This is a genomic window from Bacillus sp. JJ664, from assembly GCF_036962205.1.
Lineage (GTDB): Bacteria > Bacillota > Bacilli > Bacillales > Bacillaceae_G > Gottfriedia.
Genome location: NZ_JBALMS010000136.1, coordinates 1 through 22,223 on the forward strand (window position 1 = coordinate 1; position 22,223 = coordinate 22,223).

Sequence of the window (22,223 nt, forward strand, 5' to 3'; positions counted from 1 at the left end):
AAAATTAAAACAAGAATTGGAGATATAAATGCTAACGTACTAAATTCAGCAATATAAATCGATGGGTAATCAGTATAAGAAGCGGACGCATTTAATGCTCTATTCATTTCAAAAATATTGTTATAATAACTAAACGGCAAAATCACTACATATACCAGATATAATAATATAAGTGCAAGTCTTGATTGTTTAGAATGCTTTAACCACAATGCTTTACTAAACATATAATTCTCCTCCGTCTTTTAAGAAAAATAAATCCTCTAATGTTAAAGGCAGTTCCTCAAGTAAAAGTGGATTCCTTTTTTCTAATGTCTGCAAAAATTCTGCTTTCTGTCCACTTACGATTAAAATGGCAACCTTACCAGTTTTAGAAAAGACAGATACATGCTCAAGTTCTTCTATTTCTTTAGGTAATCCATTTTCAAACGCTACTTGTAATTTAAAATGTTTATTTGTACTTTCTTCCATTGTCGCAATATTATCAATCGTACCTTCTTTTAAAAACAAATATTGATCAATAATTTTTTCTAGCTCAACAAGATGATGTGACGAAATTAATACGCCAACGGAATTTGTACTTGCATATTCAATAATTAATTGTAAAACAGTACGTTTTACAACTGGATCTAGACCATTCGTTGGTTCATCTAAAATCACGTAGTTTGCGCCCGTTGAAAATGTTAACAGTAGATATAATAGAGTCTTCATACCTTTTGAATATTTACGTAAAGACCCATGCGGTAATTTATATTTATTAAGTGCATCTAGAAACTTTTCTTTCTCAAAATTTGGATAAGCATTTTCATAGATTGTAATGAGTTCCTTCACAGTAAATTGTTTAATGAAGTTTGTCGTATCACTCATATAGGCAATTTGCTTCCTCGTTTTCGGTTCAATCGTAATATCTTTGTTGTCGATTAATATAGCACCTTCATCAGGCGACAGAATTCCTACAATGGTACGAAGTAAAGTCGTTTTTCCTGCGCCATTTCGCCCAATTAATCCTGTAATTGTTCCTTGCTCTAAATCAAATGATATATTTTTTAATATCTCAGTTTCATCAAGTTTTTTACTTAGTTGATGAATTTTTAACACATTAGTCAACTCCCTTTTTTTGAATAAACTTCTTTTACCCAATTTATAATCAATTCTTCATCAATACCTTCCATAAGACTTTCAATTAAAAGGTTTGAAAATTTATTTTGATATTTTAAAAGGGTTTGTTCTGAAACGGATTCCTTTGTTAACCCAATTACAAACGTTCCTTTACCTCTGATTGTTTCAATTATTCCACTTCGCTCTAACTCTTGATATGCTCTACTAACTGTATTCGGATTAATTAGTAATGTTGTTGCTAATTCTCTGACAGATGGAAGCTTATCACCAGTTGATAAAACGTTTTTTAGAATTTGTTCTTTCACTTGAAGTACTATTTGTTCCCAAATTGGCAAATGACTTCTAGCGTCTAAGACAATCATCAAATAATCACCACCTTACAAAATAGGGTGTATTAATTGTACCGAGTGTATGAGTATGATTAATACACTTTATTTATATCATATGCAATGAATGAAGTAAATAGTTCCATACATTCTAATATTTTCTTCTCCCTTTGATTAAACTACTTATATTTGGAAAAAATATGTATGAATAGAATGGAGGGTTATAAATGAAAAAGGTAGTTTTTACACTTATTAGTAGTGCAATGATCTTCACATTATCACTGCCTACAGTAAAAGCAAGAGAGACAAGAGCCGTAGACGTTGAATTAGCTAAAAATGCATTATCTTCCGTTATTATTGAGCAAGATACAGGTGAAGTTTTATATGAAAAAGATGCAAGAAAGAAGCTTCCACCAGCAAGTATGACGAAGATCATGACAATGCTAATTATTATGGAAGAAATCGATAAAGGAAAATTAAAGCTAGATGATAAAGTAATGACAAGTGAATATGCTGCATCAATGGGCGGTTCACAAATCTTTTTAGAGCCTGGCGAAGAGATGACAGTTAATGAAATGTTAAAAGGGATTGCGATTGCTTCAGGAAATGACGCTTCTGTTGCTATGGCAGAAAAAATTGCGGGTACTGAAGAGGCATTTGTAAATTTAATGAATAATAAAGCAAAGTCTCTTGGTTTAAAAGATACACATTTTAAAAATCCAACAGGATTACCAGCTGCAGATCATTATTCATCTGCGTATGATATGGCAATTATGGGTAGAGAGCTGTTGAAGCATCCGCTTATTACAAAGTATACAGGTACGTATGAGGATTATTTACGTCAAAATACAGAAAAACAATTTTGGTTAGTCAATACAAATAAATTAGTTCGCTTTTATCCTGGAGCTGATGGTTTAAAAACTGGATTTACAGCAGAAGCAAGATATTGCTTAACAGCGACTGCAAAGAAAAATAACATGAGAGTTGTTAGTGTGATCATGGGTGCACCTACTTCGAAGGAAAGAAATGCACAAATGTCTAAACTACTTGATTACGCATTTAATCAATATCAAGTAAAACAACTGATTAAACAAGGCGACAATGTTGATCAATTGTCAATCAGTAAAGGGAAAACTAAAAATGTAAATGTAGTAACAAAATCACCAGTATCAGTCGTGCTGAAAAAAGGTGAAGCTTTAAATAAAGTGACAAAAAACATTAAGTTGAAAAAAGATTTACAAGCGCCTATTAAAAAAGGTCAGGTTGTAGGGAAATTAGTATTGAAGCAAGGTGATCGAGTTCTATCAACAACAGATTTAGTTGCAAGGAACAACATTCCGAAAGCTAAATGGTATGACTTATTTAAACGAACAATCGATGGTTTTAATTAATCTTATGCATCTCTTGATAACGTAGACTTTTGACGTATTTACACTAGTTTTGTCAGCATGAAGGAATTTCACTAGAAGATAACGAAACTTTCATTTAACCGTCATAATAAGGAGGTTATTGATAGTGAGTCTTAATATCGAGCTAGAAGTAAAAAATGCGATCCTTTGTGTAAGACTTGCAGGTGAACTTGATCATCACACTGCCGAAGATTTACGTTTACAGGTGAATGAAGTATTAGAAACACAGCCAATACAACATATTTTATTAAATCTTGAACACTTATCTTTTATGGATAGTTCTGGATTAGGTGTTATTTTAGGAAGATATAAGGTCATTCGAAACAAAGGTGGAGAAATGGTCGTATGTTCAATTTCACCAGCTATTAAACGATTATTTGATATGTCTGGTTTGTTTAAAATTGTACATTTAGCAGAAGACGAGTCTAATGGACTGACTGTTTTGGGGGTGGCGTAATGCGTAATGAAATGAACCTTCAATTTTCGGCATTGAGTCAAAATGAATCATTTGCTAGGGTAACTGTTGCAGCATTTATTACCCAGCTCGATCCAACATTAGATGAGTTGACAGAGATTAAAACAGTCGTTTCTGAAGCAGTAACAAATTCGATCATCCATGGATATGAAAACAACCCTGAAGGTATTGTTTATATTTCAGTTGTCCTAGAAGATCAGTCTGTTACGTTAACAATTAGAGATGAAGGTATTGGTATTGCTAACCTAGATGAAGCAATGGAACCATTATTTACATCTAAACCAGATTTAGAAAGATCAGGTATGGGCTTTACAATTATGGAAAACTTTATGGACCACTGTGAAGTTATTTCTACTGAAAACGTTGGTACGACAATTACTGTGAAAAAGTACTTATCAAATAGCAATGCTCTATGTAATTAAGGAGAATCGCCTATGGACGTAGAAGTCAAGCAAGATCAACCCCGTACGCAGTTAAAGGATAGCGAATTAAAAGAGTTAATTAAGCGTAGTCAGGCTGGAGATCAATTGGCTAGAGACAGCATCGTCGGGCACAACATGAGACTTGTTTGGTCAGTTGTTCAGCGCTTTATTAACCGTGGTTATGAACCAGATGATTTATTTCAAATTGGTTGTATCGGATTATTAAAATCAGTTGACAAATTTGATTTATCATATGATGTACGATTTTCGACCTATGCTGTTCCGATGATTATCGGTGAAATCCAACGATTTATTCGAGATGATGGAACAGTTAAAGTAAGTAGGTCATTAAAAGAAACAAATAATAAAATTCGTAAAGCAAAAGAAGAATTGAGTAAGTCACTTGGTAGAATGCCAACAATTAATGAGATTGCTACATATATGGAAATAACACCAGAGGATGTTGTTCTTGCCCAGGAAGCAAGTCGAGCACCTTCATCGATCCACGAAACGGTGTATGAAAATGATGGCGATCCTATCACATTGTTAGATCAAATTGCTGATAACCATGAAACAAATTGGTTTGAGAAATTTGCATTAAAGGAAGCAATTAAACAACTCGATGATCGAGAAAGATTAATTGTGTACTTAAGATACTATAAAGACCAAACTCAATCTGAAGTTGCTGAACGGTTAGGAATATCGCAAGTACAAGTTTCGAGACTCGAGAAAAAAATTCTCCAACAAATGAAAGACAAAATTAAATAATTGAAACGTTAGAAGAGGAAGGAATGTAGCGAGCTGCTACTTTTCTTCCTCTTTTTATGCACACAAATTTACAGTAGTTTTAGTTGTTATGACTATTTTTGGATAGATTTCACATACTAGTTGTAATCGAATACTTATTGCTTTGAAACCGAGGGGAAAGTATGAAAAAGGTACTATACATTAAATTACTAAACCGAGTAGTAGTTCAAGTGGGTAAGAGTGTACGACTAGGTGATATAGCAAGACTACAAGGTATAAACATTCAGTTAGATGACATTAAAAATATTATCGTACACGAAGCAAAAAAGGAGGATGGTACGCATACCGTAATTGATATTTTAGAACTCTTGCCACTCATTCAAACAGTCGATCCAGATGTTTCTTTTGAATTAATTGGCGTGACAATGTGTATTTTAGAACTAGAGAATGCAGTGAAAAAAGAGAACATCTTTTTATTTTTATTTGTTTGGATATTACTATTTGCAGGCTCATCACTTGCAATCATTTATTTTCATGAGGATGTTAGTATGCAACAAGTACAACAAAGAATTTACTATTTAATAACAGGAGAATACCATCATAAGCCATTACTATTACAAGTGCCTTATTCATTAGGGTTAGGTATCGGCATGGTTTTATTTTTTAATCAGTGGTTTAAAACCCGTTTAAATGAGGAACCAAGTCCTTTAGAAGTGGAAATGTTTCAATATCAAAGGTCAATGGATGAGTATGTATTAGTAAATGAAAATAAAAAACCAACGAAAAGTGTGAATGAAGATGATCCATGATCTATTTGTAGCATTTATTGGTCTTTCGGGTGGCATAGCAGTTGGAACTGGTTTTGTTGCTTTTTTATCCGTTATTGGGATTATTCCAAGATTAACCCAATTAACGAAAACAACCAAAAAAATACGAGCGTATGAATTTGCAGTAGTAGTTGGTGCACTATTTGGTTGCTGGATTAGTCTAAGGGATACGGTATTTTTCATGCCAAGATATGTTTCTGTTCCGATTGGACTTTTAGCAGGTATGTTCATCGGCATGCTTGCTGCAGCTTTAACAGAAGTTCTAAATGTATTTCCAATATTAGCAAAGCGTATAGGCATTCAAAGAAAAATTGTCTACCTATTGATGGCAATTGCTCTAGGAAAAGTATTTGGATCATTATTTCATTGGATCTATTTTATTGAGTAAAGGATGAAGGTAATGAGTGGAAAATTAAAATCAAATTATCAAGAAGGTATTAAACAATACCAACCTAAAAAACATGTTTTACGTAATTGTATTCGAGCATTTCTTGTCGGAGGATTCATTTGTTTTTTAGGTGAAGCCATATCAGAAATATATATAAATTATTTTGGATTTACTGATAAAAATGCAGGTGATCCTACTGTTGCAACGCTCGTTTTAATTTCAAGTTTATTAACTGGATTAGGTCTATATGATAAAATTGGACAATTTGCCGGTGCGGGTTCAGCGGTACCAGTTACAGGATTTGCTAATTCTATGACGAGTGCAGCGATGGAACATCGAAGCGAAGGACTTGTGTTAGGTGTCGCTACAAATATGTTTAAATTAGCAGGATGTGTCATTGTATACGGAGTTGTATCGGCCTATGTTGTTGGTATGATTCGATACGCATTCAAAGTACTTTTTTAGGAGGTGAAATTTGTGGGACTTCTTGGGAAACAAACATGGGAATTTACAAATGGCGTATATGTTCAGTCATCAGGTACTGCAGTTGGTCCTAGAGAAAATTTAGGGCTATTAAAAGGAACCTATGATTATGCATATGAAGATTTACATTGTAATGAGGATAATTGGGAATTAGCTGAGCGTGCTTTATTGAGAAATGCTATTTCTACTACTTTAAAAAAAGCAGATAAAAATGTAGAAGATATAGATGTATTTTTAGCTGGTGACTTATTAAATCAAAATGTCACTGCAAATTTTATCGCAAGGGAATTACAATTACCATTTTTATGTATGTTTGGCGCATGTTCGACGTCAATGGAAACAGCCGCACTTGGTGCTCAATTAATTGATAGTGGTTATGCAAAACTAGCTTTAGCAGGGACTAGCAGTCATAATGCTACAGCTGAGAGACAATACCGCTACCCAACTGAGTATGGAGGACAAAAACCTGACTCAGCAACATTTACAGTAACCGGAGCTGGAAGTATTTTGTTATCAAGTAAAAAAAGTCGGATTAAAGTAAAGTGTGCAACAATTGGTACTGTACAAGATTTAGGATTAAAAAATCCTTTCGATATGGGTTCTGCAATGGCACCTGCTGCTGCATATACAATTGTGCAGCATTTTAAAGATACAAATACAACACCAGATAATTACGATTTAATTGTAACTGGAGATTTATCAGCAGTTGGTGCACCAATTTGTGAGCAACTAGTAAAAGAAGAGGGTTACGATATGACAGGTAAATATAATGACTGTGGACTCCTCATCTATGATAGAGAGAACCAAGAGGTTTTCGCTGGTGGTAGTGGATGCGCATGTTCAGCAGTTGTTACATATAGTCACTTATTCCAAGAATTGAAAAAAGGAACTTATAAGAAGATATTAGTTGCTGCAACCGGCGCATTATTAAGTCCTACAATGATACAACAGAAAGAGTCGATCCCAACCATTTCACATGCTGTTGTCTTCGAAAGCTGTTAGGAGGTGTAAAGATGGAATTTGTTTATGCATTTATTGTTGGTGGACTCATTTGTGTAATAGGACAATTACTTTTTGAGTTTACGAAATTAACTCCAGGTCATGTCATGTGTATATTTGTTGTAGCCGGATCAATATTAGATGGATTTGGAATTTATGACAAACTAATTGAATTTGCAGGAGCAGGTGCAACGGTTCCGATTACAAGTTTCGGGCATTCTTTATTACATGGAGCGATGGCAGAAGCAAATCAACACGGCTTTGTCGGAATTGGAATGGGAATCTTTTCACTCACATCTTCAGGGATTTCAGCTGCAATCTTATTTTCATTCATTATTGCCTTACTATTTAAACCAAAAGGTTAACTTATGAAGACTAAAAAAGTCATCATAATAACTGATGGAGATGTTTATGCTCATAGGAGTATCGAACATTTAGCAAAACAATTTGGTGGGTGTACAATTTCCCAGTCGCAAGGTAATCCGACAAAGTTCTCAGGCAAAAGAATGGTAGAAATTATCATGCAAGCCCAAAAAGAACCAATATTTGTCTTATTTGATGATAGTGGTTTTATGGGAGAAGGACCAGGAGAAAAAGCATTAAAGTATATTGCAAATGACAAACATATAGAAGTAATTGCTGCCTTAGCAGTCGCATCAAATACGCATCACCAAGAATGGACAAGGGTCGATGTCAGTATTGATAATGAAGGGAATCTGACAGAATACGGTGTAGATAAATTCGGTGTACCGGATATTGAACTAGGAAGAATTAATGGGGACACTGTTTATAATTTAGATCAGTTAAATATTCCTTTAATAATTGGTATTGGCGACATCGGTAAAATGGGTGGCCGTGATGATATAGAAAAAGGTTCTCCGATTACAAAGAAAGCAATTGAATACATCTTAGAAAGGAGTGAAATCCTTGACAACAGAAACTAAGACAACTGATTTATCACCTAAGTTAGTCACGAACGCAAATATTCTTAAGGATCGAATAGGATTTGGAAAAAGCTTCGACTTAGGTCAACGGATCATCTATGTTAATAAAGTTGAAGTGCAATTGTATTATGTAAATGGCTTAACAGATACTGGTTTTATCCAGATGATTTTAGATGATTTAATTGGCTTAAAAGTAGAAGATAAAAATAAACCAGTGTTTAAGGAAGTAGAAGAAACAATTGTACATCAATCAGTAACAGCTATATTAACAATTGAAGAAGTGATAAAAAATATTTTATCAGGACTAATTGTTGTATTAGTAGATGGAGAAGCGAAAGCATTAGCAGTAGATGTAAGGAGTTATCCAGGTCGAGGACCAACTGAACCTGATACAGAAAGAGTAGTACGCGGTTCAAGGGATGGATTTACAGAAAACATTATAAATAATACAGGCTTAATTCGGAGACGAATTCGTGACGAAAACTTGCGAAATGAGATCATGCAAGTAGGCGATAGTTCAAAAACAGATGTATGTGTTACATATATAAAGGGTCTAGCAAATGAAAAATTAGTCAAAGAGATTATCCACCGTATTAAAAAAATTAATGTAGATGGTATGTCTATGGCTGATAAGAAGCTTGAGGAATTTATCTTAAAACAAGGTTATAATCCTTTTCCATTAGTAAGGTATTCAGAAAGACCAGACGTAGTTGCAAATCACATAATAGAAGGTCATGTCATCATCATAGTAGATACATCGCCTAGTGTCATCATAACGCCGGCTACATATTACCACCATATGCAGCATGCTGAAGAATTTCGTCAAACTCCAACTGTTGGTACATTCCTAAGATGGATTCGCTATATTGGAATTTTTATGAGTGTGTTTTTATTACCGTTCTGGCTATTGCTTTGTAATGTACCGGAGATCTTACCAGAAAGTTTAAGCTATATAGGCCCTAAAGAAACAAGTAATATTCCAATTTACTTACAATTAATTATTGCAGACATGGGAATTGAGTTTTTAAGGATGGCCAGTATACATACACCAAATGCTGTTTCGACATCAATGGGTATTATTGCAGCTGTATTAATCGGTCAAGTTGCAATCGATGTTGGGCTATTCCAACCAGAAGTAGTACTTTATACCGCAGTCTCCATGATTGGTTCATATGCTACACCAAGCTATGAATTAGCACTAGCCAATAAACTAGCCAAATTTGTTATTTTGATTTTAACAGCGATACTAGGGATTAAAGGCTTTATGATTGGATCTACATTATTTATTTTATTTTTAGCTAGCTTAACTACGTTAAATACACCTTATTTATGGCCATTTATCCCATTTGATGGTCGAGCATTCCTTCACTTAGTTATTCGGACGAAGGCAAGTGAAAGTGAGAAGAAAAAGGGTGGAAAAACAATCGGAGATGCAACATTATAAAATAAAAACCTCGATACTCATTTAAGATTATCGAGGTTTTTTATTGTACTATTTCACCTTATTTAAAAAATGAAAGAATTGCATCGAATAAAGCAGAAAAGAAGTCTTTTAACTTTTGAATAAAAGATTGTCCTTGTTCTGAATTTAAGAAGTCAGAAATTTGTTCTTTTGCTTTCGTTAATTGGTTGCCTACTTGATCCCAATTGATATTTAAATCCTTCATTTTTTCAAATAAAGCCATTAAGCTAGCCATTTGATCTGATGTTAAATTAATTCCTAATTCACCAGCTAAACGATTAACTAAGTCTTTTAATTCATCAGTTGTCATGTTCGGATTTTTAGCAATTTCTTCTTTAACTTGTGCAACAAGTTGGACAGCTTTCTCATTTCCTACTGTGTCTGCTAGTTTAGCAGTTTTCACCATTTCTTCATTTGCTACTTTTTTAACTTCTTCTGGAATTGCTTCGCCAGAGCTAAGCTCATATGCTTTCATAATACCAGTTAAAGCGGCAGTACCAGAAACTTCAAACGGTGCTGTAATCACGATATTTGCATCCTTTAAACCAGCAGTAATTAATGCATTTGTGTACATTGCATTACTAACCCATGAGATGTTGTTAGTTTGAACAATAATCCCTGTATTTTTTTCACCAATTGTAATCATCGCTGATGACAGTGCACGCGTTCCGATTTGAGCTTTAGGCACTGTTCCATCTAAATATTTATGTTCCTCTTGATTTGAAACTGTAACAGTTCTAGCATCAGCAGGTGCACCCATTTCTGATAATAATGCTTTTTTCTGAGTTTCAGTTAAATTTTGACCAAGAGTAACGATTGTTTCACCAGGAACAGAATCTGCTAGTACCGATAATGGCATAGCAACTAATCCCATTGATAAGGTGAATGCTAAAATTTTTTGTTTCAACAAAGAAACACTCCCTTTATAAGTTAATACAAATTAAAAGTATTATAACACTATTATAGTAGTTTTCGAAAACTTGTCATTACTTTTTGTTTTTTGTATGATTATAAAAGCGTTACTAGTTTATTTAAGTAATGGTAATAATAGGACATAAAGTCTTAGATGTTTGTAATACATAAGGAGGAATTTTTTATGAAAAAGGCAAGTATTACTTTTGAGAACGGTGAGCAAATTTTAATCGACTTGTTTGCTGAACATGCACCAGCAACAGTTGAAAATTTTGAGAGCTTAGCAAAAAAAGGATTTTACGATGGATTAACATTCCACCGCGTTATCCCAGGATTTGTATCTCAAGGTGGAGATCCTAATGGAAATGGTACAGGTGGTCCTGGTTACACAATTAAATGTGAAACTGCAGGAAATCCACATAAACATAAAGCAGGTTCTTTATCAATGGCGCATGCTGGTCGTGATACTGGCGGAAGTCAATTCTTCATCGTTCATGAGCCACAACCACATTTAGATGGTGTTCATACTGTATTTGGTCAAGTAACTGAAGGAATGGATACAGTTTTAAGAATGCGTAATGGCGACGTAATGAAAGAAGTAAAAGTTTGGGACGAGCAATAATCTAATAAAAAACTCTTTTCTGTTTAACAGAAAAGAGTTTTTTTATTTTTATCCTTACATTACCAATAACGAGGCTGTTGATAATATGGTTGATATGCGACTTGGGAATAGGTTGGATGATTTTGAGTTGGAGACATTTGGCTACCATTTTCTTGATGACATGTAATTGGTGGACCAATAAAGGTAGACGGCTGAAGTGGTGAAAGTGTTTGGTTCCATTGATTTTCATTAAGACAGTAAGTATGAGCTACAAGGTTTGCTGGAGTGAACTTTAATAAATCTGAGAATAAAATAACATCAGGTGTAGGTGCATTGAAAATAGCTAGTAAATGTGTTTGATCAGTTGTGGCAATTTCATAATGCCACCATCCTTGTGGAACATTTGCAACCTGTCCTGGTGTTATCGGGTAATGATGAAGCTGTCTTGTATATGGGTTGAAAATTGAAACAACAGCTGAACCTGAAATACAGTAAACTAACTCAGATGAATTCTGATGATAGTGTGGCTCAACTACATTATTTGTACTTAAATAAATATCCAATAACGAAAGCTGATCTAATGTATTTAATTGATTTATACTCAAGCTATTGATGTAATTTTGATTGTCTTTTTTAAAAGATGTATTTGTATTCAAATCAAAACTAAATTGGGTTGAGGGTGAAGTATAATCCAAATCCGATCTCATTTTCACCATTCCTTTAACAAATCATTTAATTAAAGTATAATGTATTCAAGAATTGGGCAAATGGTTCCAGCGTACAAAAGGAAAACTTTCTAGTTCTAGCGCCTAGCCCCTCGAGGTCATAAGCCAAGGCCCAATAAAGGTTAAAGAGCAACCTTTACCGTTCCTCGTCTTATGCTTGTCGGGGCTGAGCGTAGGCGCTTCCACTTTTCGGACTATCTAGTTCCAGCAACTTGACCCCCTTAGTCATAAGCCAAAGCCCATGAAAGTTAAAAAGCAACTTTCAGTGTTCTTTGTCTTATGCTTGTCGGGTCAGAACGAGTTGCTTCCACTTTTCGGTCTGTCTAGTTCCAGCGCCTAGCCCCTCGAGGTCATAAGCCAAGGCCCAATAAAGGTTAAAGAGCAACCTTTACCGTTCCTCGCCTTATGCTTGTCGGGGCTGAGCGTAGGCGCTTCCACTTTTCTTCTTGACAGAAAAATGTGTAAATTATATATTTGAAATATTGATATAGTTGGAACGTATTTTTAGATTTTTCGTAATATAGTAAGGTAATAAAGCATATATTTGAATGTTTTATTAGAAGATTAAGAGTTTTATTAATTTTTAAGAGGGGTAAACATGTTAATTAGGTATAAGAAAACATATGAAAAAATTGCAATGGGCCTGCTATCGTTTATGCCGAATGAAAAGAATGTGAAAAGCTTAGTTAATACAATAAAAGACTATGAAACAAATGAAGATAATCATTTATTCCTTTGGAAATTAGACGATATTGTTGGAATTATTGGAATTCAACTTTTACCAGATAAAGTTCTTATGATTAAACATCTAAGTGTAAACCCTTCATTCCGAAATCAAGGTATTGCAACCTCTTTATATGATGCTATCCGAAATCAGTATGTGGATTATACAATCATTACGACTGAAGAAATAGCTTCATTTATTGATCATTGTAAAATTAGTTTGAAAGTTTTATAGAAAAAGTGTTCGACTTCGTTGTCGAACACTTTTTTGTTATTGATTTTTTCTTATTTCAAGTTGTTTATTTCGCTCAGAGATTACGTCTGATCTGTCCCTTGTACTATGTTTATGGATCAAATCTTCAGTGAATGATGAATAGTTATTTTTTTGTTTTATGAATTGTTGATATAATTTTTGATCCTTAATTGGCAAATGAAAGTGTTTGTATTGTTTATGGTCGTTTATGTTAGCTTGTAAATTATTTACGATTTCTTTAAATGTTTCATGTTCAAGTCCAGCCATTTTAGTAAGTGCAGGGTCATTTGCATATGCATGAACATGGCGCATTAATTTTTTTGCACCAGTATAATTTCCTCGACGATAATGGTATAGCACAACAGCTAGTCGGATGAGACCGAGCCAAACTTTTTTATATTCATTATTGAGCTCTAGTTTCCACTGTTCTTCAAGTATTTCATGGCATTCAAAGAAATCATGGTCAAAATGGAAATGACATAAATATTTTATGTAGCGTTCGTTTTGATTGTAATGTACCAAAATTCTTCACCTCTTTGTTAATTAATGTAACAGAAAGCTAAGTAATAAAAAAGAAGAAAGCCTAGAACGATGTCTAGGCTTTCACATTTTGTTTATTCACAAGTTAGACTAACAGATAAAAGCACATCCAACGATGATTAATAAGATAAATAATACTAACTGCAAATAATTCTTCTTGCATTCATATATTATGAATTTATATAAAAATGGTATAGGCGGATAACTAAAGATTTTTTAAACAAAGTTTATTCAAATCTAAAAAATCCTTTTCTCTATACAGTTTTGTTCAATTATCCTTTATACTGATAAAGTATATAATTTTTATCATAAAGGCTTTGTTACTGTTTATTATTGAAAAGTAAATAAATCGAAAATAAATAAATGATAAAATAATAAGTTGTCAATATGAGAGGTTCAAGTCTTTTGTTAGAGAAACGGGATATGTCAGATTGTATAGGCGAATGTCACGATGGGCTAACCGTACGTCTACGAAAAGCAAGCTCACTTTTAGTAGAAATCAACAATCATGTTAAACGGAGCAATCATATTAGTAAGTTGGTGAAAAGTTTGTGAAGCAATATGAAGTTAAAATTGATGCATTTGAAGGACCGTTGGATTTATTACTTCATTTAATTCAACGATTTGAAATTGATATATACGATATACCTGTATCTGAAATTACCGATCAATACGTTTTATATATTCATACAATGAAAGAATTAGAGTTAGATATTGCTAGTGAATATTTAGTAATGGCAGCTGAGTTGTTAGCAATGAAGAGTAAGAGCATCCTACCGAATCATGAAGAACAGGCTGACTGGGATGCTGTTTTTGAAGAAGATCCTAGAGAAGAATTAATGAATCGATTGTTAGTTTATAAACAATTTAAGGAAGCGGCAAATGTATTTCAGGAAAAAGAATCTGAGCGGGCAATGATTTTTACCCGTAATCCTACTGACTTATCTGAGTATGGGCCAGGTCCTGAGGATATTACAATGCCAACCGATGTAACGATTTATGATATGTTAGGCGCACTACAAAAACTGTTTAAACGAAAAAAGCTTCAAGAACCATTGCAAACAAAAATAGTCCGAGAAGAAATTTCCATTGAAAGAAGAATGGGTGAAATTGTTGACTATTTAAAACAACTTAAGAAACGGACTAATTTTATTAGTTTATTCCCATATAATGATAAGGAAAGTATAGTTGTTACATTTTTAGCTATTTTAGAGTTAATGAAAACTAAAGAAATTATTGTAGAGCAAGAACAAAATTTTTCGGAAATTTTTCTAACTTCACGAGAAATATTCGAAAAAAAGCAAGATGAGGTGTACTCGTAATGGAAAATGAACAAAAATTAATAGGTGTTCTTGAGGGCCTATTATTCGTTGCTGGAGATGAAGGGATTTCAATTCTAGAATTATCAGATACGTTAGAATGTACTCAAACAGAAGTGTTAGAATTAATCGAGAGTTTAAAGAAAGAATATGATCAATCATCTAGAGGATTACAAGTAAGAATTTTAGCGAATCGATATAAATTAACATCAAAAAGAGAACATGGAGAATTCTTTAAAAAGCTAATTGAAAGTCCATCAAATTCATCTTTATCTCAAGCAGCTCTTGAAACATTAGCAATCGTTGCGTATCAACAGCCAATAACTCGTACGGAAATTGAAGATATACGTGGCGTGAAAACAGAAAAACCAATTCAAACGCTTGTCTCAAAATATTTGATTAAAGAAGTAGGTCGTGCTGAAGGTACTGGGCGAGCAATTTTATATGGAACAACATCTGAGTTCTTAGACTATTTTGGTTTGAAAAATATTAAAGAACTACCACCACTTCCAGAGGATTTAAAAATGGAGGAAATTGAGGAAGAAGCTGACTTGTTTTTTAGTAAGTTTGAAAAAGAAGATTAGTTAAAAAATTCTGCGATTATCTAACCATACTATGTTACACTAATATTATGGAAATCTTTGGAGGGTGAAAGAATTGTATATTTATAATTGTCAGGGATATGAATTAGTAAAAGCTCAGTCAAACACTTCAGAAGACTTTTTTAATCGTTCAGAAGTTGAATATGAATATAATGGTCAAAAACTTGTAACTTCAGTGTTATATGTAAGATTTTTTGAAGAACAGCTTCCAGAATTGAGTGAAGTGAAAACAACTGTACTTTATGATAATGGAGAAGAGTCAATTTATTTCCGCGATTTAGTTGCTCTTGCTTTTATTATTAATAATCCAGCTTATCGTGGTCGTAAACGAATTTATATAAATGAAATCAATGAGTTTGTTAACGAGTTAAAAGGTGTGGATTTTGATCATTTAGTTGGATATGCAAGGGGAATTAAACAAAGTACAAGTAAAAGAGTTGAAGTAACGATCTAATTTATGGAGGGATTACAATGTCGAATAAGATGGTAGAGCATCAATTAAAAATAGTTGGTCATCAATTAGGTATTGTGGGATTAGAGTGTAATATGTTTTTAAATAAACATTCTTTACCGTCATTTCAACAGGAAAGTTCAACAATAAATCAATCGTATATGGAAAGTATTCTTACTTCTTTGCGTAGAATTTCAGTTTATAGTGAGGATGCAAGAGAAGTTTGTGAGAAGATTTTAAGTGGCGGGTTTCATAAGGCAACTGCAGAAGAAACATTACATAAAATTTATCACAGATGTATTGCGGAGTTTTTTTCTCCAAAGAATGATGCATGGTATGAAAATAGTCGTGCTGCATACACTGGAAATCAGGCGATTACTTTTTATAAAGAAGTACCCCCTTCGATTCAGTCGTTGTTTACAAAATTAGAAAAAGTTTTTCAGCAAATGAGAGAAGAACTTGAGTATTATGAAACTGATTATTCGACTAAAAAGATGCAACAATATAAACAGTAATGATTCAGTAATAAATTGTAAAATATATATAAAGGATAAGACTAGAAAATGTTTCTAGTCTTTTACTTTGCAGAAAAAGTATAAAAACCAAGAGATTCAGACTGATTGAAAATGCTTGTCTTTCGAGGCATGAAGCCTGGTGAGGAGCGGAGTTACCTTATATGGTAATGAGCACCGCAGAAAGCGAGCGTTTGGCAAGCAGTCTGAAAGACTAGAAAATGTATCTAGTCTTTTTCTTATCAGTTACGTTACAATACTTTAGAAATTGTTTTGAATGAGAAGAGGAAGAAAAATGAAATCAATGTTTTCAATAGGACAAAGAACGATCAAAACCGCAATTGGAAGCGGAATTTCACTAATCATCGCAGAAGCATTACATTTGCAAAACTATAGTACAGCGGCTGTCGTCACTTTATTAAGTATCCAAAATACAAAGCGGAAATCATTTTTTGTAGCGATTCAAAGATTTATTGCTTCTGTTATTGCAATGTTTTTTGGTTGGATGTTGTTTGAATACTTAAGCTACCATCCTCTAACAGTTGTTATTTATTTCTTATTAACAATCCCATTACTAGTAGCGTTGAAGCTACAGGAAGGAATCATCCCGAGTTCAGTCATTGTACTACAAATTTACGTTAGTACAGATAAGTCTATTGGCTTTTTATATAATCAAGTATTAATCCTTGCAGTCGGAATTGGGATCGCTTTGATTATGAATACATATATGCCAAGTATTGAAAAGAAAATGGTCGAGACTCAAAAGAAAATCGAACAAAATTTTAAAATGCTCCTGATAGGGATTTCATTAAAAATGAAAGGTAAAGATGAGGATTTAGAAGAATACATAAATGAAACAAATATTCTATTACAAAATGCTAAATCATTAGCATTTAGACAAGTTGAAAATAGTTTTATTAAAACAAATGTATATTACTTAACGTATTTTGAAATGCGAGAAAGACAATTTGAAATCATCACAAATCACATCATTCCAATCTTAAAACAAATTGATATAAACTTTGAGCATGCTAAGATCATTGCAGAATTTTTTGAGGATACTGGTGTTTATTTGAAGGAAAAATCAACTGGTATTGAATTGTTAGGTGAATTTAACCATATGATGCAAGAATTCAAAAGAATGCCATTACCCAAAACTAGAGATGAGTTTGAAACCCGAGCAAATTTAATGAAGGTTGTTTATGAACTTGAAAAAGTCATTACTTTAAAACTTGAATTTTATGCAGAACATCGTACGGTACTTGAGACAGAATAAAATAGTCATTCTAATATTAGTCCATATTTCTTACCGGTAATACCGTTATCATAACCATCATACAATTGAAAGTAGAAGAGAATGCATTTTCTCTGTGGAGGTGGAATATGGTAAATCAATCTGAACTGATTACTTACTTTCAAGAAGTTGAGGATTGGTGTGGAAACGTCTTGCAATTACTTGCAGAAAGATTTGATCAACTACAGGAAAAGGAACTATTAGAATATAAAGTAAAATTATTACTAAACCGAATGGGTACAACGAGTTACTATGTGGATCAAAATTCATTTTTAGATGAAATTTCAATGGATGTAGACGATATCCAAGAAAGATTAATATCTTTATTAAATGAAGAAGAATATGATGATAGTTATGCATACCGAGTCATGGAAGTGGAAGAAAAAATTGAAATTGGTAAACACGAATTACCTCCACTACCTTATCCGTATAATGCATTAGAACCATATATTTCAAAGGAAATTATGATTCTTCATCATGATAAACATCATAAAAGCTACGTAGATGGTTTAAATAAGGCAGAAATTGAACTTGAAAAAGCGAGAAAGAATAATCAATACGATTTATTAAAGCATTGGGAACGAGAATTAGCTTTTCATGGTTCGGGGCACTATTTACACACTATTTTTTGGAACAATTTAAGTAAGGCAGGTGGAGGGAAACCTCAAGCAGAACTGTTAAAACAAATAGAAGATGATTTTGGAAGCTATGAGGAATTTAAAGAACACTTTACACATGCAGCCAAAAAAGTTGAAGGTGTAGGTTGGGCTATTTTAGTATGGGTACCAAGAGCGAATCGACTCGAAATATTGCAAACTGAAAAACACCAATTCTTTACACAATGGGATACGATTCCACTACTTGTGATAGACGTTTGGGAACACGCATATTATCTTCAATATAAGTTTGACAAAGATTCATATGTTGATAATTTTTGGAACATTGTTAACTGGGATGATGTGAATTATCGATATGAATATGCAAGCCAATTAAAATGGAAGCCATTTTATTAATAAAAGAGTCAAATGAAAAGCGAAGTGTGTTGCATTGCACTACAGGATGCTCGCTTTCCATGAGGCTGGCGCTGAGCATCCTCGGTGCATTCGAGCCTACAGGGTCTCACATGTCAAGCAAATCCCAAAAAAGTCGTGCATCTTTCGCTCCAAAAAATTCTAAAGGAATCAGTTTTTTATTTGATGCCGAATACTTTTCCCTCCCAAGGAAAAGTATTCGGCATTTTTTCTTAAAAAAAAGTCATTTTTTTATCTTTCAATTCGTAAACTTGTACTAATTAGGACTAACTGTGGAGTGATGCGAAAATGAAAAAATGGCTAATAGTAGGAATCATTAGCTTATTTCTGATTGGAATAATAATTCCAACTAATAACGTAAAAGCATTTGGAGGAGTTAGTGCTAGAAATGCGGTACTAATGGATCAAAAAACAGGAAGAATTTTATATGGAAAAGCAATGCATGACCCGGAACGAATTGCGAGTATTACAAAAATCATGACGGCGATCTTAGCTGTAGAGTCAGGAAAACTTCAAAATACAGTTACGATTAGTTCGAGAGCAGTTCAAACTGAGGGTTCTTCAATTTATTTAAAACCAGGTCAAAAAATTAAGCTGGAAGATTTAGTGTATGGTTTAATGCTTAGGTCTGGTAATGATGCTGCTAATGCGATTGCTGAAACAGTTGGTGGCAGTATTGAAGGTTTTGTTTATATGATGAACGAAAAAGCGAAAGAAATTGGGATGAGTAATTCTTTTTTTAGTAATCCATCGGGTTTAGATGAAAATGGGAAGGAACATTATTCTTCAGCTTATGATATGGCACTACTTACAAAATACGCAATGGAAAATCCAAAGTATGCAAAAATAGCCGGAACAAAACTACATAGAGCAAAAAATACAGCAGAGTCTTGGGATTATGTTTGGAAAAATAAAAATAAATTACTGACATTTATGTACAAGTATAGTACAGGTGGAAAAACGGGTTTCACTAAAAAAGCTAAAAGAACACTCGTATCAACTGCATCGAAAAATGGAATGGATTTAATCGTTGTCACTTTAAATGATGGTCAAGATTGGCAAGACCATATGGCACTATTTGAATATGGTTTTGATCATTATCCTTTAACAAAAGTAATGAGTAAGGGTGGAATTAGAGAAGTTAAGGACAAGATTTATAAAGGGCATGTTTATTTGAAAAATGATTTCTTTTATCCCTTAGATGAAAAAGAGAAGGAACATGTTACTGTGACGATTGAATTGGAAAAGCCAACAGATAAACGATTTGAGAATGATGAAATTGTCGGAAAAGCGCTCATTGAATTAGAGGGTGAACAATTAGGAACTAGGAATATTTTTTATAGTAAAAGTAAAGTCAAGGTTTTTACAAAAGAGGTTTTTGAACAAAGTAAAGATGTGTTGCTAAACTTAATGGGAGAGCACTCAAATGGTTAATATCATTTGGGTTGCTCTTACGATAATTGGGTTTGTATTTGCGATGGTAAATGGGACAATTGAGGAAGTTAACAAAGCGGTGTTTGATGGAGGGAAACAAGCAATCACTATTTGTATTGGTTTAGTCAGTGTGCTTGTATTTTGGTTAGGATTAATGAGAATCGCTGAAGAATCAGGCTTATTAAAAATTTTGTCCAAGCTTTTTCAGCCATTTCTTACATTCCTGTTTCCAAGAATTCCAAAAGACCACCCTGCCCTTGGGTATATTATGTCAAATATGGTAGCCAATTTATTTGGTCTAGGTAACGCTGCAACTCCACTTGGTATTAAAGCAATGGAGCAATTAAAGGTATTAAACAAAAATAGCCAAGAAGTAAGTGATGATATGATCACGTTTCTTACGCTTAATACATGTGCCATTACTTTAATCCCAACTACTGTAATCGGAATTAGAATGTCTTATCATTCAGCTAATCCGACTGAAATTGTCGGTGTTACGATTCTGGCCCAAGTCGTTTCATTTATTGGTGGATTATTGATTAACAGCTTTTTTGCAAAAAGACGTAATCGAAAGGGGAGAAGATAAATGGGGGTTATGAATACAATCTCGCTTTATATCATTCCCTTTATCATTGCAGTTATCTTAATACATGGAACATGGAAAAAGGTTCCTACATATGAATCATTTGTAGAAGGTGGAAAAGAAGGCGTTACGATTGCAGTTCAGTTAATTCCGTTTTTAGTTGGTATGTTAGTTTCAATTTCAATATTTAGAGCTTCTGGTGCCTTAGAATTTTGTGTTGAACTTCTCCGTCCTATACTAGCCTCTCTTGGTATACCAGCAGAAGTATTTCCTCTGGCGATTATTCGCCCAATATCTGGCTCGGCAGGTTTGAGTATTACAGCTGATCTAATTAAAACATATGGACCAGATTCTTTTATCGGACGACTTGCGTCAACTATGCAAGGTAGTACCGATACAACTTTATATGTATTAACGGTATATTTTGGTGCTGTTGGGATTCGAAAAATGGGAGATGCTTTAAAGGTTGGCTTACTTGCAGACGCACTTAGTATTATCTTTTCTATTGTATTTGTTACGATATTCTTTACTTAATGTAAAAGTACTTTTATTCCTTATTGGAAGGTATAAAAGTACTTTTTTATTGCGTGATAAAAATAAATATCTTATAATACCAATAAGAATAGTTGGTATTAAGACAACGTTCAATTTTACCCATGTTGCATATAATGGATTGGAAGAAACTAACCTTTTTTTTGTGGCATAAAGGAGCTTGAAATTATGAAAGTTGTAAAGTCAGTACACGAACTGATTGGATCAACACCATTACTTGAAATTACATCTTTTCCTTTACCAAAAGGCACTAGATTATTTGCAAAACTAGAATATTGCAATCCTGGTGGTAGTGTAAAAGACAGACTTGGGATGGAATTACTAGAATGTGCATTTAAAGAGGGAAAGCTAAAAAAAGAAGGCACAGTTATTGAACCGACAGCAGGTAATACTGGTATTGGTTTAGCACTAGCGGCGCTAAAATATGAAGTGAATGCTATTTTCGTTGTTCCAGAGAAGTTCAGCTTGGAAAAACAAACTTTAATGAGAGCGCTTGGTGCAAAAATTGTAAACACTCCAACGTCAGAAGGTATGACTGGTGCAATTAAAAAAGCAAATGAGTTATCAAAAGAAATACCAAATTCATTTGTACCTTCTCAATTTAGTAACGAAGCAAATCCTAGAACTTATTTTAAAACGTTAGCGCCTGAACTTGTTGAACAATTGGATGGCAAAATAGATGTATTCGTCGCTGGAGCTGGTAGTGGTGGAACATTTACTGGAACAGCCCAGTATTTAAAAGAAAATTGTACGAATGTAAAAACTGTCATCGTTGAGCCAGAAGGTTCTATATTAAATGGAGGCGAGCCCGGTTCACACGATACAGAAGGTATTGGAATGGAATTCATTCCAGGTTTTGTAGATACGAATTTATTTGATGAAATCTATACAGTACTTGATCAAGATGCGTTTCAATTAGTAAAAGAAATTGCAAGAAAAGAAGGTTTACTAGTAGGAAGCTCTTCTGGGGCAGCACTTTATGCAAGTTTAAAAGAAGCTCAAAAAGCTGAACCAGGAAGTACGATTGTAACAATTTTTCCAGATAGCAGTGAAAGATACCTAAGTAAAAACATATATAGTGGAGGATATTAAT

29 protein-coding genes and 1 pseudogene are annotated in these 22,223 nt (G+C 33.6%); 23 read left to right on the forward strand and 7 right to left on the reverse strand.

Annotation, left to right across the window (positions count from 1 at the left end):
- From V7056_RS17730 to V7056_RS17740, 3 genes and pseudogenes are all read right to left on the reverse strand, one after another.
- Nucleotides 1–224: pseudogene (locus V7056_RS17730) on the reverse strand (hypothetical protein); the annotation flags it as partial.
- Complete coding sequence (locus tag V7056_RS17735) at nucleotides 217–1,095, reverse strand: ABC transporter ATP-binding protein (protein ID WP_499703731.1); 879 nt, start codon at nucleotides 1,093–1,095, stop codon at nucleotides 217–219. The gene V7056_RS17735 and the pseudogene V7056_RS17730, both read right to left, overlap by 8 nt.
- A 5-nt stretch (nucleotides 1,096–1,100) precedes the next feature.
- Nucleotides 1,101–1,481: a GntR family transcriptional regulator gene (locus tag V7056_RS17740; protein ID WP_499703732.1), complete on the reverse strand. Its 381-nt coding sequence runs from the start codon at nucleotides 1,479–1,481 to the stop codon at nucleotides 1,101–1,103.
- A 188-nt stretch (nucleotides 1,482–1,669) separates the two neighbouring features.
- Here V7056_RS17740 and V7056_RS17745 point away from each other — a divergent pair, with 188 nt between their 5' ends.
- The 11 genes from V7056_RS17745 (at nucleotide 1,670) to V7056_RS17795 (ending at nucleotide 9,580) form a co-directional block, all read left to right on the forward strand.
- Nucleotides 1,670–2,833, forward strand: coding sequence for a D-alanyl-D-alanine carboxypeptidase family protein (locus tag V7056_RS17745; RefSeq protein ID WP_499703733.1), 1,164 nt, complete (start codon nucleotides 1,670–1,672; stop codon nucleotides 2,831–2,833).
- A gap of 124 nt (nucleotides 2,834–2,957) precedes the next feature.
- A complete protein-coding gene (gene spoIIAA / locus V7056_RS17750) occupies nucleotides 2,958–3,308 on the forward strand; it encodes an anti-sigma F factor antagonist (RefSeq protein WP_499703734.1) in 351 nt (116 codons plus the stop codon).
- Nucleotides 3,308–3,748: an anti-sigma F factor gene (gene spoIIAB / locus V7056_RS17755; RefSeq protein WP_499703735.1), complete on the forward strand. Its 441-nt coding sequence runs from the start codon at nucleotides 3,308–3,310 to the stop codon at nucleotides 3,746–3,748. Before spoIIAA ends, spoIIAB begins: the two co-directional genes overlap by 1 nt.
- Nucleotides 3,749–3,760: 12 nt before the next feature.
- Nucleotides 3,761–4,516, forward strand: a complete 756-nt coding sequence (gene sigF / locus V7056_RS17760) for an RNA polymerase sporulation sigma factor SigF (protein ID WP_499703736.1) — start codon at nucleotides 3,761–3,763, stop codon at nucleotides 4,514–4,516.
- Between the two features lie 161 nt (nucleotides 4,517–4,677).
- Complete coding sequence (locus tag V7056_RS17765; protein WP_499703737.1) at nucleotides 4,678–5,304, forward strand: stage V sporulation protein AA; 627 nt, start codon at nucleotides 4,678–4,680, stop codon at nucleotides 5,302–5,304.
- Nucleotides 5,294–5,710, forward strand: coding sequence for a stage V sporulation protein AB (locus V7056_RS17770; protein ID WP_499703738.1), 417 nt, complete (start codon nucleotides 5,294–5,296; stop codon nucleotides 5,708–5,710). Before V7056_RS17765 ends, V7056_RS17770 begins: the two co-directional genes overlap by 11 nt.
- A 12-nt stretch (nucleotides 5,711–5,722) precedes the next feature.
- Entirely contained in the window at nucleotides 5,723–6,175 is a 453-nt protein-coding gene (gene spoVAC, locus V7056_RS17775) for a stage V sporulation protein AC (RefSeq protein ID WP_499703739.1), read from the forward strand.
- A gap of 12 nt (nucleotides 6,176–6,187) precedes the next feature.
- Nucleotides 6,188–7,195, forward strand: coding sequence for a stage V sporulation protein AD (spoVAD, locus tag V7056_RS17780; RefSeq protein ID WP_499703740.1), 1,008 nt, complete (start codon nucleotides 6,188–6,190; stop codon nucleotides 7,193–7,195).
- An 11-nt stretch (nucleotides 7,196–7,206) separates the two neighbouring features.
- Complete coding sequence (gene spoVAE / locus V7056_RS17785) at nucleotides 7,207–7,557, forward strand: stage V sporulation protein AE (protein WP_499703741.1); 351 nt, start codon at nucleotides 7,207–7,209, stop codon at nucleotides 7,555–7,557.
- Between the two features lie 3 nt (nucleotides 7,558–7,560).
- On the forward strand, nucleotides 7,561–8,136 hold the full coding sequence (spoVAEA, locus tag V7056_RS17790; RefSeq protein ID WP_499703742.1) for a stage V sporulation protein SpoVABEA: 576 nt from the start codon (nucleotides 7,561–7,563) through the stop codon (nucleotides 8,134–8,136).
- Nucleotides 8,120–9,580 (forward strand): spore germination protein, encoded by a 1,461-nt coding sequence (locus V7056_RS17795; protein WP_499703743.1) that lies wholly within the window; start codon nucleotides 8,120–8,122, stop codon nucleotides 9,578–9,580. Before spoVAEA ends, V7056_RS17795 begins: the two co-directional genes overlap by 17 nt.
- 58 nt (nucleotides 9,581–9,638) lie before the next feature.
- On the opposite strand, the gene V7056_RS17800 is transcribed toward V7056_RS17795, so the two are convergent.
- Nucleotides 9,639–10,505, reverse strand: a complete 867-nt coding sequence (locus tag V7056_RS17800; protein ID WP_499703744.1) for a DUF1002 domain-containing protein — start codon at nucleotides 10,503–10,505, stop codon at nucleotides 9,639–9,641.
- Nucleotides 10,506–10,694: 189 nt separating this feature from the next.
- On the opposite strand from V7056_RS17800, the gene V7056_RS17805 reads away from it, so the two are divergent.
- Complete coding sequence (locus tag V7056_RS17805; protein ID WP_499703745.1) at nucleotides 10,695–11,132, forward strand: peptidylprolyl isomerase; 438 nt, start codon at nucleotides 10,695–10,697, stop codon at nucleotides 11,130–11,132.
- Nucleotides 11,133–11,191: 59 nt separating this feature from the next.
- Here the strand turns inward: V7056_RS17805 and V7056_RS17810 are convergent, their stop codons facing one another.
- Nucleotides 11,192–11,818 carry a cupin domain-containing protein gene (locus V7056_RS17810; RefSeq protein ID WP_499703746.1) on the reverse strand — a complete coding sequence of 209 codons (627 nt, stop codon included), beginning with the start codon at nucleotides 11,816–11,818 and terminating at the stop codon, nucleotides 11,192–11,194.
- Between the two features lie 616 nt (nucleotides 11,819–12,434).
- On the opposite strand from V7056_RS17810, the gene V7056_RS17815 reads away from it, so the two are divergent.
- The gene (locus V7056_RS17815) at nucleotides 12,435–12,794 is read left to right on the forward strand and encodes a GNAT family N-acetyltransferase (protein ID WP_087999346.1); all 360 of its coding nucleotides are present in this window, start codon (nucleotides 12,435–12,437) and stop codon (nucleotides 12,792–12,794) included.
- Between the two features lie 36 nt (nucleotides 12,795–12,830).
- On the opposite strand, the gene V7056_RS17820 is transcribed toward V7056_RS17815, so the two are convergent.
- Nucleotides 12,831–13,334, reverse strand: a complete 504-nt coding sequence (locus V7056_RS17820; RefSeq protein ID WP_499703747.1) for a DUF309 domain-containing protein — start codon at nucleotides 13,332–13,334, stop codon at nucleotides 12,831–12,833.
- Between the two features lie 108 nt (nucleotides 13,335–13,442).
- A complete protein-coding gene (locus tag V7056_RS17825) occupies nucleotides 13,443–13,499 on the reverse strand; it encodes a YjcZ family sporulation protein (protein WP_499703766.1) in 57 nt (18 codons plus the stop codon).
- 404 nt (nucleotides 13,500–13,903) lie between these two features.
- Between V7056_RS17825 and V7056_RS17830 the strand changes: the two genes are divergently transcribed.
- The 10 genes from V7056_RS17830 to V7056_RS17875 all read left to right on the forward strand — a co-directional run bounded on the left by V7056_RS17830 (nucleotide 13,904) and on the right by V7056_RS17875 (nucleotide 22,222).
- A complete protein-coding gene (locus V7056_RS17830; protein WP_087999349.1) occupies nucleotides 13,904–14,674 on the forward strand; it encodes a segregation/condensation protein A in 771 nt (256 codons plus the stop codon).
- On the forward strand, nucleotides 14,674–15,255 hold the full coding sequence (gene scpB, locus V7056_RS17835; RefSeq protein ID WP_499703748.1) for an SMC-Scp complex subunit ScpB: 582 nt from the start codon (nucleotides 14,674–14,676) through the stop codon (nucleotides 15,253–15,255). The genes V7056_RS17830 and scpB overlap by 1 nt, the downstream gene beginning before the upstream one ends.
- Before the next feature lie 73 nt (nucleotides 15,256–15,328).
- Nucleotides 15,329–15,727: a hypothetical protein gene (locus V7056_RS17840; protein ID WP_499703749.1), complete on the forward strand. Its 399-nt coding sequence runs from the start codon at nucleotides 15,329–15,331 to the stop codon at nucleotides 15,725–15,727.
- A gap of 17 nt (nucleotides 15,728–15,744) precedes the next feature.
- The gene (locus tag V7056_RS17845) at nucleotides 15,745–16,239 is read left to right on the forward strand and encodes a DUF3907 family protein (RefSeq protein WP_499703750.1); all 495 of its coding nucleotides are present in this window, start codon (nucleotides 15,745–15,747) and stop codon (nucleotides 16,237–16,239) included.
- Nucleotides 16,240–16,531: 292 nt separating this feature from the next.
- A complete protein-coding gene (locus V7056_RS17850) occupies nucleotides 16,532–17,512 on the forward strand; it encodes an aromatic acid exporter family protein (RefSeq protein WP_499703751.1) in 981 nt (326 codons plus the stop codon).
- Nucleotides 17,513–17,619: 107 nt separating this feature from the next.
- Entirely contained in the window at nucleotides 17,620–18,543 is a 924-nt protein-coding gene (locus V7056_RS17855) for a superoxide dismutase (protein ID WP_499703752.1), read from the forward strand.
- A 306-nt stretch (nucleotides 18,544–18,849) separates the two neighbouring features.
- Nucleotides 18,850–19,995 (forward strand): D-alanyl-D-alanine carboxypeptidase family protein, encoded by a 1,146-nt coding sequence (locus V7056_RS17860; RefSeq protein ID WP_499703753.1) that lies wholly within the window; start codon nucleotides 18,850–18,852, stop codon nucleotides 19,993–19,995.
- Nucleotides 19,988–20,581, forward strand: a complete 594-nt coding sequence (locus V7056_RS17865) for a nucleoside recognition domain-containing protein (RefSeq protein ID WP_499703754.1) — start codon at nucleotides 19,988–19,990, stop codon at nucleotides 20,579–20,581. The genes V7056_RS17860 and V7056_RS17865 overlap by 8 nt, the downstream gene beginning before the upstream one ends.
- Nucleotides 20,582–21,112, forward strand: a complete 531-nt coding sequence (locus V7056_RS17870; RefSeq protein WP_499703755.1) for a spore maturation protein — start codon at nucleotides 20,582–20,584, stop codon at nucleotides 21,110–21,112.
- A 186-nt stretch (nucleotides 21,113–21,298) separates the two neighbouring features.
- Nucleotides 21,299–22,222: a PLP-dependent cysteine synthase family protein gene (locus V7056_RS17875; RefSeq protein WP_499703756.1), complete on the forward strand. Its 924-nt coding sequence runs from the start codon at nucleotides 21,299–21,301 to the stop codon at nucleotides 22,220–22,222.
- The last annotated feature ends 1 nt before the right edge of the window (nucleotide 22,223 follow it).

Bases quoted from the DNA above. Each gene is read 5' to 3' on its own strand.
- V7056_RS17745 (WP_499703733.1), top strand. From the start codon at position 1,670: ATGAAAAAGGTAGTTTTTACACTTATTAGTAGTGCAATGATCTTCACA.
- spoIIAB (WP_499703735.1), top strand. From the start codon at position 3,308: ATGCGTAATGAAATGAACCTTCAATTTTCGGCATTGAGTCAAAATGAA.
- sigF (WP_499703736.1), top strand. From the start codon at position 3,761: ATGGACGTAGAAGTCAAGCAAGATCAACCCCGTACGCAGTTAAAGGAT.
- V7056_RS17765 (WP_499703737.1), top strand. From the start codon at position 4,678: ATGAAAAAGGTACTATACATTAAATTACTAAACCGAGTAGTAGTTCAA.
- V7056_RS17770 (WP_499703738.1), top strand. From the start codon at position 5,294: ATGATCCATGATCTATTTGTAGCATTTATTGGTCTTTCGGGTGGCATA.
- spoVAC (WP_499703739.1), top strand. From the start codon at position 5,723: ATGAGTGGAAAATTAAAATCAAATTATCAAGAAGGTATTAAACAATAC.
- spoVAE (WP_499703741.1), top strand. From the start codon at position 7,207: ATGGAATTTGTTTATGCATTTATTGTTGGTGGACTCATTTGTGTAATA.
- spoVAEA (WP_499703742.1), top strand. From the start codon at position 7,561: ATGAAGACTAAAAAAGTCATCATAATAACTGATGGAGATGTTTATGCT.
- V7056_RS17805 (WP_499703745.1), top strand. From the start codon at position 10,695: ATGAAAAAGGCAAGTATTACTTTTGAGAACGGTGAGCAAATTTTAATC.
- V7056_RS17810 (WP_499703746.1), bottom strand. From the start codon at position 11,818: ATGAGATCGGATTTGGATTATACTTCACCCTCAACCCAATTTAGTTTT.
- V7056_RS17815 (WP_087999346.1), top strand. From the start codon at position 12,435: ATGTTAATTAGGTATAAGAAAACATATGAAAAAATTGCAATGGGCCTG.
- scpB (WP_499703748.1), top strand. From the start codon at position 14,674: ATGGAAAATGAACAAAAATTAATAGGTGTTCTTGAGGGCCTATTATTC.
- V7056_RS17845 (WP_499703750.1), top strand. From the start codon at position 15,745: ATGTCGAATAAGATGGTAGAGCATCAATTAAAAATAGTTGGTCATCAA.
- V7056_RS17850 (WP_499703751.1), top strand. From the start codon at position 16,532: ATGAAATCAATGTTTTCAATAGGACAAAGAACGATCAAAACCGCAATT.
- V7056_RS17855 (WP_499703752.1), top strand. From the start codon at position 17,620: ATGGTAAATCAATCTGAACTGATTACTTACTTTCAAGAAGTTGAGGAT.
- V7056_RS17860 (WP_499703753.1), top strand. From the start codon at position 18,850: ATGAAAAAATGGCTAATAGTAGGAATCATTAGCTTATTTCTGATTGGA.
- V7056_RS17865 (WP_499703754.1), top strand. From the start codon at position 19,988: ATGGTTAATATCATTTGGGTTGCTCTTACGATAATTGGGTTTGTATTT.
- V7056_RS17870 (WP_499703755.1), top strand. From the start codon at position 20,582: ATGGGGGTTATGAATACAATCTCGCTTTATATCATTCCCTTTATCATT.
- V7056_RS17875 (WP_499703756.1), top strand. From the start codon at position 21,299: ATGAAAGTTGTAAAGTCAGTACACGAACTGATTGGATCAACACCATTA.